This is a genomic window from Haliea sp. E1-2-M8 (assembly GCF_030649675.1).
Taxonomy (GTDB): Bacteria; Pseudomonadota; Gammaproteobacteria; order Pseudomonadales; family Halieaceae; genus Haliea.
The window spans coordinates 11,999-25,683 of the sequence record NZ_JAUTDR010000003.1 but is presented as its reverse complement, the minus strand read 5'-3'; the positions used below and the strand labels follow the sequence as shown (position 1 = coordinate 25,683).

At 63.1% G+C, this 13,685-nt stretch carries 11 protein-coding genes; 5 read left to right on the top strand and 6 right to left on the bottom strand.

Features of this window, described 5'->3' with window-relative positions; all coding sequences use genetic code 11:
- Window positions 1-23 precede the first annotated feature (23 nt).
- From Q6D67_RS03170 to Q6D67_RS03160, 3 genes are read right to left on the bottom strand one after another with little or no spacing between them, the layout of a single operon-like run.
- On the bottom strand, window positions 24-1,160 hold the full coding sequence (locus Q6D67_RS03170) for a CaiB/BaiF CoA-transferase family protein (protein ID WP_304704124.1): 1,137 nt from the start codon (window positions 1,158-1,160) through the stop codon (window positions 24-26).
- Window positions 1,161-1,172: 12 nt separating this feature from the next.
- The gene (locus Q6D67_RS03165) at window positions 1,173-1,946 is read right to left on the bottom strand and encodes an SDR family NAD(P)-dependent oxidoreductase (protein ID WP_304704123.1); all 774 of its coding nucleotides are present in this window, start codon (window positions 1,944-1,946) and stop codon (window positions 1,173-1,175) included.
- Between the two features lie 22 nt (window positions 1,947-1,968).
- On the bottom strand, window positions 1,969-3,144 hold the full coding sequence (locus tag Q6D67_RS03160) for an acyl-CoA dehydrogenase family protein (RefSeq protein WP_304704122.1): 1,176 nt from the start codon (window positions 3,142-3,144) through the stop codon (window positions 1,969-1,971).
- A 131-nt stretch (window positions 3,145-3,275) separates the two neighbouring features.
- On the opposite strand from Q6D67_RS03160, the gene Q6D67_RS03155 reads away from it, so the two are divergent.
- The 3 genes from Q6D67_RS03155 to Q6D67_RS03145 all read left to right on the top strand — a co-directional run bounded on the left by Q6D67_RS03155 (window position 3,276) and on the right by Q6D67_RS03145 (window position 8,409).
- Window positions 3,276-4,451 carry a GGDEF domain-containing protein gene (locus Q6D67_RS03155; protein WP_304704121.1) on the top strand — a complete coding sequence of 392 codons (1,176 nt, stop codon included), beginning with the start codon at window positions 3,276-3,278 and terminating at the stop codon, window positions 4,449-4,451.
- Window positions 4,452-5,450, top strand: coding sequence for an AraC family transcriptional regulator (locus tag Q6D67_RS03150; protein ID WP_304704120.1), 999 nt, complete (start codon window positions 4,452-4,454; stop codon window positions 5,448-5,450).
- Window positions 5,451-5,529: 79 nt separating this feature from the next.
- Window positions 5,530-8,409 (top strand): DUF748 domain-containing protein, encoded by a 2,880-nt coding sequence (locus Q6D67_RS03145; protein WP_304704119.1) that lies wholly within the window; start codon window positions 5,530-5,532, stop codon window positions 8,407-8,409.
- A gap of 10 nt (window positions 8,410-8,419) precedes the next feature.
- On the opposite strand, the gene Q6D67_RS03140 is transcribed toward Q6D67_RS03145, so the two are convergent.
- Window positions 8,420-8,968 carry a SprT-like domain-containing protein gene (locus Q6D67_RS03140; protein WP_304704118.1) on the bottom strand — a complete coding sequence of 183 codons (549 nt, stop codon included), beginning with the start codon at window positions 8,966-8,968 and terminating at the stop codon, window positions 8,420-8,422.
- 33 nt (window positions 8,969-9,001) lie between these two features.
- Window positions 9,002-9,886 (bottom strand): LysR substrate-binding domain-containing protein, encoded by an 885-nt coding sequence (locus tag Q6D67_RS03135; protein WP_304704117.1) that lies wholly within the window; start codon window positions 9,884-9,886, stop codon window positions 9,002-9,004.
- Window positions 9,887-10,002: 116 nt separating this feature from the next.
- On the opposite strand from Q6D67_RS03135, the gene Q6D67_RS03130 reads away from it, so the two are divergent.
- Complete coding sequence (locus Q6D67_RS03130; RefSeq protein ID WP_304704319.1) at window positions 10,003-10,776, top strand: ferredoxin--NADP reductase; 774 nt, start codon at window positions 10,003-10,005, stop codon at window positions 10,774-10,776.
- On the opposite strand, the gene Q6D67_RS03125 is transcribed toward Q6D67_RS03130, so the two are convergent.
- Window positions 10,777-12,477, bottom strand: a complete 1,701-nt coding sequence (locus Q6D67_RS03125; RefSeq protein WP_304704115.1) for a class I adenylate-forming enzyme family protein — start codon at window positions 12,475-12,477, stop codon at window positions 10,777-10,779. It abuts the gene before it with no gap.
- Between the two features lie 184 nt (window positions 12,478-12,661).
- Here Q6D67_RS03125 and Q6D67_RS03120 point away from each other — a divergent pair, with 184 nt between their 5' ends.
- On the top strand, window positions 12,662-13,681 hold the full coding sequence (locus Q6D67_RS03120; RefSeq protein WP_304704113.1) for a phosphotransferase family protein: 1,020 nt from the start codon (window positions 12,662-12,664) through the stop codon (window positions 13,679-13,681).
- Window positions 13,682-13,685 lie beyond the last annotated feature (4 nt).

Here is a 13,685-nt window from a genome sequence, read left to right as displayed (position 1 = left end):
GCTCCTCGTTGGTGACGCTTCGGTTATCGGCCCAGGGTGCCGGATTCCAGCAACTGCTTGATTTCGCTTTCCGCGAACCCCATCGCTGCCAGCGTAGCCTCGGTGTCCTGCCCGAGGCTGTGTGGGCCATGGGAAACCGTGGACGGTGTGCGGCTGAAGCGGGGCGCGGGTGCGGGCTGGGTGACCCCGTCCACTTCAATATAGGTGTTGCGGGCGACGTTGGCGGGATGGCTGGGCGCGTCCATGAACGACAGTACCGGCGCAAAGCAGACGTCGGTGCCCTCCATGATCTCGCACCACTGTGCCTGGGTCTTGCGCTTGAAAACCGCGGCCAGCTTGTCCGTGAGTTCCGGCCACAGGGCCGGGTCGTTCTGATTGCCGAACTCTTCCTCCGGCAGTTCCGCGAGCTGCTTCAGCAGGGCGTAGAACTGCGGTTCGATCGAGCCCACCGAGATGAACTGGCCGTCGGCGCACTCATAGGTATCGTAGAAGTGGGCCGCACCATCCAGCAGGTTGGCTCCGCGCTGGCTGGCGTCCCAGCCTCCTATGGCCTGGAAGCCGTGGAACATCCACATCAACTGGGCGGCGCCATCGACCATCGCCACATCAATCGCCTGGCCCTTGCCGGAGCTTGCGGTCTCCAGCAACGCCGCCAGCACACCGTTGACCAGCAGCATGCCGCCACCGCCCATGTCGCCGACCAGGTTGAGGGGCGGCACCGGTTTCTCGCCGCGGCGACCGGTGGCGAACAGCGCCCCGGTAAGGGAAATGTAATTGATATCGTGCCCGGCTGCGTGCGCCAGGGGGCCCTCCTGGCCCCAGCCGGTCATCCGCGCGAAAACCAGGCGCGGGTTGCGCTGCAGGCAGACCTCGGGCCCCAGGCCCAGCTTCTCGCAGACGCCCGGGCGATAGGGGTCGATGAGCACGTCCGCGTTCTCGATCATCCGCAGCAGGGTCTCCACCCCTTCAGGCTGCTTCAGGTTGAGCACCACGGACTTCTTGCCGCGGGCGCTGACGTCGCGCATCTGCTTGGGATCGGTGCCGTTGGCCCGCTCGATGCGGATCACCTCCGCACCCATGTCCGCGAGTATCATGCCGCCCATCGGCGCGGGGCCGATGCCCCCAAGCTCGATCACGGTGAAGCCGTTCAAAGGACCCATGACAGCGGTCCCTCAGCGCGGCTGCATGCGGATGGCACCGTCGAGACGGATGCACTCGCCGTTGACGTAGTCGTTCTCCGCAATGAAAACCGACAGATGCGCGATCTCCGAGGCCTTGCCCAGGCGGCGCGGGTAGCAAACACTGCTCTCCAAAGACTTGTAGGCTTCTTCCGGGATCATCTCAAACAGCGGGGTGTGGATCAGGCCCGGGACGATGGTGTTGACGCGAATGCCGTAGCTGGCCAGGTCGCGGGCCATGGGCAGGGTCATGCCAACTATGCCGCCCTTGCTGGCGCTGTAGGCCAACTGCCCTACCTGGCCTTCCATCGCTGCGATGGAGGCCGTGTTGATGATCACGCCGCGGCCACCGTCGTCGTTGATAGGCTCGTTCTTCGCCATCTGCTCGGCGGCGAAACGCGAGACGTTGAATGTTCCCACCAGATTCACATTGATGATCGGCATGAACTGGTCCAGCGGGAATGGACCATTCTTGCCCAGGGTCTTGCAGGCGCTGCCGATGCCGGCGTAGTTGTTGCAGATGTGCACGGCGCCAAACTTCTCGACCACGCCGGCCACGGCCTCACGGACCACGTTTTCATCGGCCACGTTGACACTCCAGAACGCGACCTTGTCCTCACCCAGCTGGCCAATGACCTCTTTGGCGTTGTCTTCATTGAGGTCAAAAATTGCGACTTTCGCACCCTTGGCGACGTAGGCCTCCACGGTGGCGCGGCCAAGCCCTGAGGCGCCGCCGGTGATGATTGCTACTTTTCCTGCGAGTTCCATGCTGTTCTCCTGCTACGGTTGTTCAGAAATTGCGCGTGTTGAACGCTGTGTATTTGTCCGACAGACAGTCGCGGCTGATGATGATTTTCATGATCTCGGAACTGCCTGCGTAAATGGTCGCGACCTTGGCGTCCGTGCACTGGCGGCTGATCGGATACTCATCCATGTAACCGGCACCGCCGTGCAGCTGCACCCCCAGGTCCGCAGCAGCCACCTGCAGTTCGCTGGTGACCAGCTTGGCCTTGGCTGCATCCACCGCTGTCAGGGCGCCATTATTGAACGCCCGCACACACTGGTCGACATAAATTTGTGCTATATCGAGCTGGGTACGCATCTCGGCCAGCTTGAACTGGGTATTCTGGAAGGCCGCCAGCGGCTTGCCAAAGACTTTGCGCTCGCGCACGAAATCGGCGGTCAGGTCCCAGGAAAGCTGGGCCGCGGACAGATAGCCGCAGGCTCCAATCAGGCGTTCCTCTGCCAGGCCTTCCATCAGGTAAATAAACCCTTTGCCGGGCTCGCCCAGCACATTGGCCTTGGGCACCTTGACGTCGCTGAAGAACAGCTCGGAAGTATCCTGGGCCTTCATCCCCATCTTCTTCAGGTTGCGGCCGCGTTCAAAGCCCTCCATGCCGCGTTCGACAATGAACAGGGTCATGTGGTGCGGGTTGTTCTCGGGGTCGGTCTTGGCCGCCACGATCACCACGTCGGCATTGATGCCATTGGAGATGTAGGTCTTGGAGCCGTTCACAACCCAGTGGTCGTCCGCTTCCACCGCGGTGGAGCGCATGCCGGCCAGGTCGCTGCCGGCGTCCGGTTCGGTCATGGCGATAGCCAGGATGGTCTCGCCGCTGACGCAGCCGGGCAGGAAGCGCTGACACTGCTCCTCGCTGCCGAAGCGGGTAAAGTAGGGGCCAACCAGGCGGCTGTGCAGGGTACTGTACCAGTCCCCTGCCCTGGCGTAGGCCGTCTCCTCGATGATCACCTGCTCAAAGCGGAAATCGGGATCTCCCATGCCGCCGTACTTCTCCTCCGGCCAGACCATAAGGAACCCCTGGTCACCGGCTTTGCGGAAAGCGGAACGATCGACGATTCCGGCCTCTCGCCAGGACTCCATATGTGGCACAATCTCGGCAGCGAGGAATCTGCGATAAGCATCCCGGAACATGTTCTGTTCGTCGGTAAAGTCGCGTTGCAGCATGGCAGTTGCCTCTGACGGATAAAAATCAACATCCACCAGTATGTTCAGCGGAGCCAGCACCAGCAATGACCCGTGCCGACAAATAAATTGACCTAAACTGACAGGGCCAGTACCCAGAGCCGTAACCACCGATGCAGAGCAGTTTTACCGACACTATCCTCTTCGCCCACTACGGCCTGGCCAGCGCCCTGGTATGTGCCCAGTTGATAGTCCTGTATGCCCTGAGCAATGCTGCCCGGCCGCCAGCGGGGCTGGGGTTCTACAGCGTCTATTTCATGACCGCGCTGCTGGCCTGGATCGCTTTCACGGTGGCGGAAGTCGCCAGCCTCTCGGTGGCGGTCAATGTACCCGCGGTGGCGGCCATGATCAGCAGCTATCTGCTGTTGCTGGCGATCATGCAGCGCTCGGACATGCACCGCGGCCGCTATGCCATGGGCCTCGGCTGCACCGGGGCCTGCCTGGCAGTATTCTTTCTCGAACCGGCACCCATGCTGCAGGTCTATGCAGCCACCACGACGCTGTTCTGGATGGCGCTGGCCGCCATTTCCGGTACCCGGGGCTGGCGTTCGCACAACGCAGGTGACGGTATTGTCGCGGTCGGCGGTCTGGCCATGTCCGCAGCCATGCTGGCTTTTGTCCTGACCATGTTCCCCGCCGGGGTTGACTCCGCTACCGCCACCGGGGCTGCCCATGCCCTGCAGAGTGGTGCTCATGCGCTGGTGGGCATTGGCTTCCTGGCCAGCATATTGGTCGACCAGCGCCAGCAACTGCTGCGCCTGACAACCCTGGACCCCCTGACCCGCCTGCTCAATAGACGGGGGCTGGAAAAAGCCCTGCACGTAACACTTGCCAGCGCCGACCGCCACGACCAGCCCACCGCGGCGGTGATGCTCAATGTCGACCACCTGCAGCGGCTTAACGACCACTTCGGCGCAGACACCGGGGACAAGGTGTTGCAGCAGGTCTCCCAGTGCCTGGAAGTCGAGTGCCGTGCCAGCGATGTTCTCTCGCGCTATGACGGCGATACCTTTCTGGTGATCCTGCCCAATTCGGACCTGGCCGCAGCGCGGAAACTGGCGGAACGCATCCGCAACCGTCTTGCGGATGCTTCACTGCAGGTGGACGACCAGCCGCTGACGGTGACGGTCAGTCTGGGTGTTGCCGAGGCGCTGGGTGCGGTGAGTCTCGACCGGTTGTGCAAGGACGCCGGGCTGGCTCTGCAGCTGGCCAAGCGCGGCGGCCGCAACCGGGTGGCAGCAGTGGAGCACCGTCCCATCCAACTCAGCGGCAATACGGCAGGGCGCTGAGTGCGGGAACTCTCGATATCGGTCTACTTTGCCCGCGCGGTACTGCGCAATACCGTAGCCATCGGCCTCGATCCGATGCAGCTGCTGCGCAAGAACCGGATTTCCCCCCGCCTGCTGCTGGAAGAGGGCGCGCGCATTTCCATCGAACGCTTCGCCGACCTGCAGGTCAGCACCATGTTGGCCATGAACGACGAGGCCCTTGGCTATACCAGCCGGCGCCTTCCTATCGGCACCTGGTCGATGATGTGCCACGCGGTCATCGGCTGTGAAACCCTGGGGCAGGCCCTCAATCGCTATTGCCGATTTTTCCAGCTGTTTGAGTCAGCACCCTTCCCCGCGTTGGTCGAGGAAACCGACGAGGTACGGCTGCGATTGCAGCAGGGCGCACAGGCACCGCCAAAGCCGTACCCGGTGGAACTGATGCTATTCAATGCCCACCGCTTTGGCAGTTGGCTGGTACAGGAACACCTGCCGCTGCAGGCAGTCAATCTGGCCTATCCTGCAGCGGCACGGCCGGAGGACTATCGGCACATGTTCCTCGCCAACCCCGTACACTTCGACGCCGGGTACTGCGAACTGGTGTTCTCGGCAGCCCTGATGGACAAGCGTATCACCCAGACCGAACAGAGCCTGCGCCACTATCTGCGGCATCCGGTGCTGATGATGCTGACCCAGGATTTTCAGCGCAACAGCTGGACCGCACGGGTCCGCGACCAGGTACGCCACAGCCTGCATGAGATGCCGGAGCTGGGTGCCGTGGCCGAATCCCTGGAGATCCACCCGCAGACCCTGCGTAGACGCCTGTCCGCCGAAGGCACCACCTTCAAGGATATCAAGAACCAGCTGCGGCGTGACACGGCCCTCCACTTTCTGGGCAAACAGGGGCTTTCGATAGAGGACATCGCCTGCCGTTCGGGGTTCTCCGAATCCAGCGCCTTCATCCGCGCCTTCAAGGGCTGGACCGGCGTCACCCCGTATACCTATCGCAAGGGACTCTGAGCCCGTGCAGGTGCCCGCGGGCGCCCACTTGACTATAGTAAGGAGATAGCCGCCCACTGACGCGCAAGGAGACTGCACCGTGCGAACCGCGATTCGAGGCCTGGTTTACGCCTACGCCGCCTATCTCGCCATTACCTTCCTGATTCTGCTGCCGGCCCTGAATTTCCTGCCGCCCTGGCTGGCAAAAGAGTACTGGGGGCGCGACCTCACCGCGGAGCTGGTTCTGTTCAACCCATTCACCCTGGCGCTGGAAATTCGCAAGGGAGCCCTGGCCGAGCCGGACGGCAGCCGCTTCCTGGATTTCGACCGGGCCGAGGTCAATCTTTCCCTTGCCACCCTGACCCAGCCGGGCCTGGCACTCGATACCTTGGCCCTGGAAGAGCTCTACCTCCACTTGCAGCGCAATGCCGACGGCAGTTTCAATATCAGCGACCTGCTGGCATCGCCCCCTGAGGCAGAAGAGGAGCCCCCAACGGACACCGGCTCCGGTGAGCTACCGGCGCTTGCCATCGGCGCCCTGCGGCTGAGCGCGGAGCGGATCGAAGTCAGCGACCACCAGCATCCGGATGGCTACAATACCCACCTGGACGGCCTGCAACTGGCAGTCACCGACCTCTCCACTGTAGCTGAAGCGGGCCAACCCTATCGCCTCCAGGCCCGTGGCGAGGGTGGCGGGCAGCTGCAGTGGCAGGGGGATCTGTCCATCGCTTCCGCGAGCAGCGCGGGCAGCCTGGAGCTGGACGATATTGACCTGCGTCCGGTCTGGCGCTTCGCCGAGCCCTGGCTCGCGTTCGAACTCGACAGCAGCCGTCTCAACCTGTCCCTGCAGTACAGCGCCTCCTGGCAGGACACTCTGGATTACACAGTGACCGACGGCAACATCGAGCTCATCGATACCCGGATCAGTCCTCGCGACGGCGAGCGGTTGCCGGATACCGGAGTGGCACTGGCGACCCTGAGACTGGCCGACATCAGCGTTGACGGCAGCCAGCAGATGCTCGGTCTTGGGCGCATGACAGCGGATGGCCTGAACCTGCGCGGCTGGAGCGAGGGGGGCCAGGTGAGTCTGGCGGAACTGTTCGCAATGCCAGCAGCGGAAGACGAAAGCGAAACGGCCACGGATTCCCCCTGGCGCTTGCAGCTGGGCCTGTTTGAACTGCGCAACAGTGAAGTGGCCTGGCGTAGCGAGTTTACCGAGCCGGGCCTGCTCACGGTCCGGCCGCTGACCGCGGAGCTGCGCGATCTGCACTGGCCTACCCGGGGCGCCAGCCCCCTGACCCTGTCCCTGCAGATCAACCAGCTCGCCAGCCTGGATGTCGAGGGCAGCGTGGACCCGGGCGCCGGCAACGCGGAACTCGACTTTGCCCTGGAGGGGCTGCCACTGGCCTGGTTTGGCCCCAACCTGCCGTCAATCCTGCGCGCCGAAATCAGCAGCGGCGAGGCGCGCAGCTCGGGTCGCATCACGCTGGCCGAATTTCAGCCCGCGACAGTGGCGGTGGACGGAGCTGTGGCCGACTTTGCCGTGGTCCTGCAGGGCGCCGAGGACGCCCTGACGCGCTGGGATAACCTGCACTGGAAGGGGCTGGCAGTAGCCATGCAGGAACGCAGCATCAACCTGGCAGAACTGCATCTGGAGGGTTACGAGGGTCGCCTGCACATCCAGGAAGATGGCAGCATCAATGTCCAGCGCCTGCTGGAAGAGGAGGCCGGCGCGGCCGAGGAGGATGCACCAGGGGCCGGAGCCGAAGCAGAAGCCGAAGCCGAAGTAACAGCGGAAGCCGAACCTGAAGCCGGTGCCGGGGAACAGGCTCCGTGGCAGTTCAGCGTTCCGGCAATCTTCATTGCCGACAGTGCCCTTGATTTTCAGGACAAATCGCTGCCGATTCAGTTCCGGACCGTCATTGGAGGGCTCGACGGCACCATCACCAATTTGAACAGCGACCCCACTGAAGCACTGGAGGTGGACCTGAAAGGCTCGGTCGACGGTTACGCCCCGGTTACCCTGACGGGCACCGCCAGCCCCCTGCAGTCGCCGCCGGCCCTGGATCTGGATCTGAATTTCCGCGGTCTCGATATGTCTCGCCTCACGCCCTACTCAGCGACTTATGCCGGCTATGCCATTGAGCGCGGCACGCTCAATGCGCAACTGGGTTATGGCCTGGAAAACAACCGTCTGCAGGGCGACAACCGCATCGTAATCGAGCAACTCAAGTTGGGCGAGCAGGTAGCCAGCGACAAGGCCCTCGATCTGCCGCTCCGGCTGGGTATTGCCCTGCTGACCGACAGCAAGGGCGTCATTGACCTCGCAGTTCCGGTCAGCGGCGACGTCAACAACCCGAAATTCAGCCTCGGCAGCGTTATCGCCGGTGCCTTCGTGAACCTGCTAACCAAGGCAATCACCTCCCCCTTCAGTTTGCTCGCCAGCCTGGTTGGCAGCAGCGAGGATCTGCAGACCGTCGATTTCGCCGCCGGCGGCAGTGAACTCGACAGTCACAGCCAGACCAAGCTGCGCGATTTGGCCTCCGCCATGCAACAGCGGCCGGCGCTGAGGCTGGTTATCAGTGGCCGGATAGACCCGGAGACTGACCGGGCGCGCCTGCAGGAGCAGTTGCTGCAGGAGACCCTGCTGGAACAGGGACTGACCACAGAAGACATCAGCCAGCGCAGCGAGGCCTGGAAAAGCGCAATTGCAGAACGTTACGCCGCGCTGGATACGGGCACCGCGCAAGACCCTGAGCAGTCGGCACCCTCGTTGCTGCAGCAGGCTCGAATCCTGCGCGACCAGTGGCCGGTGCCGGACAGTGCGCTGCAGGCGCTGGCCAGCGAACGCGCCGCAAGCAGCGAGCGCTTCCTGGTCAATGAGGGCGCAATAGACCCCGAGCGGGTGGTTGTTGCAGCTGTGGACACCCAGGCCGAAGCCAACACCTTCAGCGGCGTTGAGCTAGCTGTGGATACCTGAAAATCTCGCTTCAGTCGACGGGCAGCAGGGCCGCGTCGCAATAGCGGCACAGATAGCGGGCCCGACCCTCGCGCATGCGCTTGTGGCGCACGGTCGACACCGCGTGGTCGCGGCAGCCGCAGCGGTAGGCATGACGTTGCTGCCGCCGGACCGGGATTCCGCTCAGGTCCAGTTTGAACGTGACCTCCGGGGGGAGACCAAAGCCCCGCATCACGCGCTGCCACTCGGGGCCGTGGGGCCGCACCCGGCGCCGGTGACGCTGGCAGTGAACTGCGTAGTGCGCCACTTCATGGGGCACCGTAAAGTGCAGGTTGTCCTCGAAGTGTTTGGCGAAGATCCAGGGGTTGAAGCGGATCCAGCAATCTCTGCCCCGGGCCCTGAACATGCCCGCGCTGGTACCGCGGAGATCAAACAGCACCGGCACCGGCGCCAGCGGCAGGGCCAGCATCTGCGCCGCCCGCTCAATCCAGGCTTCGGTGGCGGCTACCACCTCCGCCCGCTGCGGCTGGCCGATGGGCAACACCGCGCTGGTCTGCTCTGTTGGAATGAAGATCGTCATAACCGCTCAGTGTAACCTGATCCGGCCGACGGGTTAATCGGCTCGCTCCCGGCATAGCTGCAGCCAGTGCCTGAGGACTGCGGTATGGTACTTGTGGCGGTGCAGAACGATGTTGAGCTGGCGGGTAAAATCCCGGCCCGGCACCCGCAGGGGGACCAGGGAGCCGCGGGCGAACGCGTCCACCAGACTGATGCGGGACAGGCAGCCCACGCCCATGCCCGCTTCCACGGCGCGCTTGATCGCTTCCGTGTGCTGCAGTTCCAGCACAATTCGCAGATCCGGCAGCAGGCCGTGCATGGCGCGCTCAAACGTCTGGCGGGTACCCGAGCCCGGCTCACGTACAATCCAGTCCAGCTGCAGCAGGTCCCGGTCACTCAGGGCACGGCGCCGGGCCAGCGGGTGACCGGGCGCGGCGAAAACAGCCAGTTCATCCGCCTGCCAGTGCTGGCTCTGCAAATCCTGGTGCACGAACTCGCCTTCCACCAGCCCGATATCGAGCTCGAAATTCGCCACCCCCTCGGCGATCGTCGCCGTATTGGCCACGGTCAGGGCAACGTCGGCGTCCGGATAACGCTGGCGAAAGTCCGCAATCATCGGCACCGCCAGGTAATTGCCGATGGTCAATGTGGCACCGACCTGCAGGCGGCCGCTGACTTCCTCCCCGGACAGGGACTGCTCCAGCGCCCGGGCCCGGGCCAGCAGGTCCTCCGCCGCCGGGCGCAGCTGGCGGCCGAATTCGCTCAGGCGCAGGCGTTTGCCGATACGATCAAACAGTTGCACAGCAAACTGCTGCTCCAGTTCGCGCAGTGCTCCACTGGCTGCGGACTGGGACATTGCCAGGCTGGCGGCCGCGCGGCTGACATTTTCAAAGTGCGCGGTGGCCTGGAACACTTCCAGCTGTCTCAGTGTGTAGCGCAAAGCCAATCCCTATATGTTCTAAATCGATATATTATATTCATAAAAACCATTTTACCAATATAGAACGGGGCCTTAAGATGCACCAACTGATTTCCCACACACCCGAGGTTCACCCCATGGCAACGCTGCTGCGCGAACAGGTGATTGAAGTCCACCATTGGACCGATCATCTGTTCAGCTTCAAGACTACACGCAACCCCGGCTTTCGCTTCGAGAACGGCCACTTCACCATGATCGGGCTGGAACGGGAGGGCAAGCCCCTGCTGCGGGCTTACAGCATGGCCAGCGCGAACTACGAGGACCAGTTGGAGTTCTTCAGCATCAAGGTCGCTGACGGCCCGCTCACTTCGCAGTTGCAGAACATACGTGTCGGCGACGAACTGCTGGTCAACAGCAAGGCTACCGGGACGCTGGTCGTGGACAACCTGCTGCCGGGCAGGAATCTCTATCTACTGGGTACGGGCACCGGGCTGGCTCCCTTTCTCAGTATCATCAAGGACCCCGCGATCTACGAGCGTTTTGATCAGGTGATCCTCGCCCACGGCTGCCGCCACGCCAGCGAGCTGGCCTATCAGGACAGCATCACCCGTGAACTGCCGGAACATGAATACCTCGGCGAGGAAATCAGGCAAAAGCTCCGTTACTACCCCACGGTGACCCGGGAGGCCTACCGCAACACCGGACGCCTGACAGATCTGCTGGCCAGCGGCAAAATGCCCGCGGATCTGGGCCTCGAGGCTATCGACCCGGAGCGGGACCGCTTCATGATTTGCGGCAGCCCCAGCATGCTCAAGGACATGACCCGGCTACTGGATGAGCGCGGCTTTAGCGAATCCCGCCACGGCAACGCGGCCCACTACGTGATCGAGCGGGCCTTCGTCGAGAGCTGATCAGAGCGCGTCGGACACCTGCAGGGACTCCCGCAACTCACGCTTGAGAAACTTGCCGTTGGCATTGCGCGGCAGCGGCTCGGGCAGGAGCCAGAGATGGCGCGGCACCTTGTAGGGGGCCAGCAGGCCGGCGCAGTGGGCCCGCAGGTGGCTGGCGTCGGCTGTCGCGTCGGGGCGCAGATAGACGGCGGCGCCGACCTCCTCCCCCAGGCGTTCATCAGCAACCGCAAACACCACGCACTCAGCCACATCCTCATGGGCAAACAGGGCGTTTTCCACTTCCGCGCAGTAGATGTTTTCACCCCCCCGCAGCACCATGTCCTTGGCGCGATCAACCAGGAAGATAAACCCCTCCTCGTCGATATAGGCGATGTCGCCCGTGTGTAACCAGCCGTCGGTGATTGCTTCGGCGGTGGCATCGGGTCGGTTGAGGTAGCCCTTGATCACCGGCGCGCCGCGCACCCACAGCTCACCGATTGCATTTTCCCCGAGATCCTCCCCGCTGGCACCGACGCACTTGGCTTCAAAGGTAGGCATCGCGGGCCCCACGCTGGCGGGCTTGTCGACAAAGAACTCCGCCGAGACCGCGGCGATGATGCCGCTGGTTTCGGTCATGCCATAACCTGTATTGGGCCGCGCGGACTTCGAGCGCTGGTGGATCTTTTCCACCAGGTCGGGCTGCAGTGCGGCGCCGCCACCGCCGAGCACGGTGAGGGAGGAGGTGTCGCGGCGGGCGAAATCCGGATGCATGAGAATTTCCCGGGCCATCATCGGCACGCCGTTGAAGGTGGTAATACGCTCTTCCTCGATCAGGCGCAGCGCCTCTGCAGCATCCCATTTGTACATGTGCACCAGTTTACCGCCGGCCACGGTGGTGGCGTGGGCAACGCAGTTGTTGGCGGTGACGTGAAACAGCGGCGTTGCCACCAGGGAGTTGGGCGCCGGCGTCGAACCGAGAGCCGGTGGCGTCTCCCCTCGAGCCAGCGCCATGGCCACGGGCTGTACCGTATTGATAAAGCCGACATTGAGGATATTGGCGACACAGCCGCGATGGGTCAGGCGCGCGCCCTTGGGCCGCCCGGTCGTCCCGGAGGTATAAAAAATGCAGGCGTCGTCGTTGGGATCGATACTGACCGCCGGCAAGGCCGGCTCCGCATTGATCAACTCCATCCAGTCGGTAACCCAGGCCGGAGCATCTTCCTGCAGGCGCACCGCCACAACCCTGATGGCCGGAAATCTGTCGCGCACCTCGTCGAAGCGCTGCAGGCGCTCGCGGTCACAGATCAGCACCACCGGTGCCGCGTCTTCCAATGCAAACTCCATTTCGTGAGCGACCCACCAGGCGTTCATGCCCACCACTACCGCGCCCATGGAGGTGACGGCCCAGTAGGCCAGCATCCACTCGGGGTAATTGCGCATGGCAATGGCGACACGATCCCCGGGCTTCACCCCTTCCGTGTGCAGCCAGTGGGCGATACTGGCGGTGAAAGTCTGGGCCTGGGCGTAACTGCAACGCTCGCCGGCAAATACCAGGTAATCCTTGTCACCGTGCCCGACCGTGCTCAGCCAGATCTCGCGCAGAGAGGGTGGGGCGTGTTTGTAGCTGCGGATCGGCACGCCGTCGACATCGATGGTCGTGACCTCAAAGAATTGCCCGGGAGCTGTCAGTTGCTGCCATGCCTGCTTCAAGTGTTCGTACACAACTCGACCTCTGTTAGACTTATGAATTCGCGGAAGCGGCAGCATACCCTGAGCTGCCAGCCCGCTCAACGCCGTCGGCAACCTGGGCCCTGGGGTCAAGTTTTTTGTCGCGGCACGTCATTGTCGCCTCGAGGCCAGGGCGACAAACTAATGCATCCACTTTTTCTGACATACAAGGATCCGCATGAGCGCGCAGCTAATTGATACGGAGCGGCTTGCCGCCTACCTGGCAGATTACATTCCCGGGATCGACAAGGGACTCACGGCGGAGAAGTTTCCCGGCGGCCAGTCCAACCCGACCTTCAAGCTTAGCGCCAATGGCCACTCCTACGTCCTGCGCCGCAAGCCACCGGGCGTACTGCTGCCCTCCGCGCATGCGGTAGACCGTGAATTCCGCGTCATTTCTGCCTTGCAGGGCAGCGACGTACCCGTACCCCGCACCTACGTCCTCTGTGAGGATGAATCAGTCGTAGGCTCCATATTCTACGTCATGGAATACATGGACGGCCGCATTCTCTGGGATCCGGTACTGCCCGACGCCGCTGACAACGCCGAGCGCAGCGCAGTTTACGATTCCATGAACCAGACTCTGGCGGCACTGCACAATGTCAACGTCGAGGCCGTGGGCCTCGCGGACTACGGCAAGCCGGGCAACTACTTCGAACGCCAGCTTGGCCGCTGGACCAAACAGTACCGGGCCTCGGAGACTGAAACCGTAGCCGACATGGAAACCCTGCTCAAGTGGCTGCCTGCCAACATGCCAGAGGACGACGGCACCGTCAGTCTGGTGCACGGCGACTATCGCCTGGACAACATGATGTTTCACGCCACCGAGCCGCGAGTGATTGCCCTGCTGGACTGGGAGCTGTCCACTCTGGGGCACCCACTGGCGGACCTGGCCAACCAGTGCATGGCCTGGATGCTGCCACGGGACAGCAGCATGAAGGGTCTCGCCGGGGTTGACCGCAAATCCCTGGGAATCCCCAGCGACGAGGAATACATCGCCCGCTACTGCGAACGCACCGGCCGCCAGGGGATAGAAAACTGGAACTTCTATCTGGTGTTTTCCCTGTTCCGGCTCGCGGCCATTGTCCAGGGGATCAAGAAGCGAGCCCAGATCGGCACCGCCTCCAGCGAGGAGGCGGACGCCCGCGGCAACCTTGTCGGGCCACTGTCGCAGCTGGCGGTGCAGTTGATCGAGTGAAACC

Coding starts and splice junctions, on each gene's coding strand:
- Q6D67_RS03120 (WP_304704113.1), top strand. CDS start 12,662: ATGAGCGCGCAGCTAATTGATACGGAGCGGCTTGCCGCCTACCTGGCA.
- Q6D67_RS03170 (WP_304704124.1), bottom strand. CDS start 1,160: ATGGGTCCTTTGAACGGCTTCACCGTGATCGAGCTTGGGGGCATCGGC.
- Q6D67_RS03155 (WP_304704121.1), top strand. CDS start 3,276: ATGCAGAGCAGTTTTACCGACACTATCCTCTTCGCCCACTACGGCCTG.
- Q6D67_RS03160 (WP_304704122.1), bottom strand. CDS start 3,144: ATGCTGCAACGCGACTTTACCGACGAACAGAACATGTTCCGGGATGCT.
- Q6D67_RS03140 (WP_304704118.1), bottom strand. CDS start 8,968: ATGACGATCTTCATTCCAACAGAGCAGACCAGCGCGGTGTTGCCCATC.
- Q6D67_RS03165 (WP_304704123.1), bottom strand. CDS start 1,946: ATGGAACTCGCAGGAAAAGTAGCAATCATCACCGGCGGCGCCTCAGGG.
- Q6D67_RS03130 (WP_304704319.1), top strand. CDS start 10,003: ATGGCAACGCTGCTGCGCGAACAGGTGATTGAAGTCCACCATTGGACC.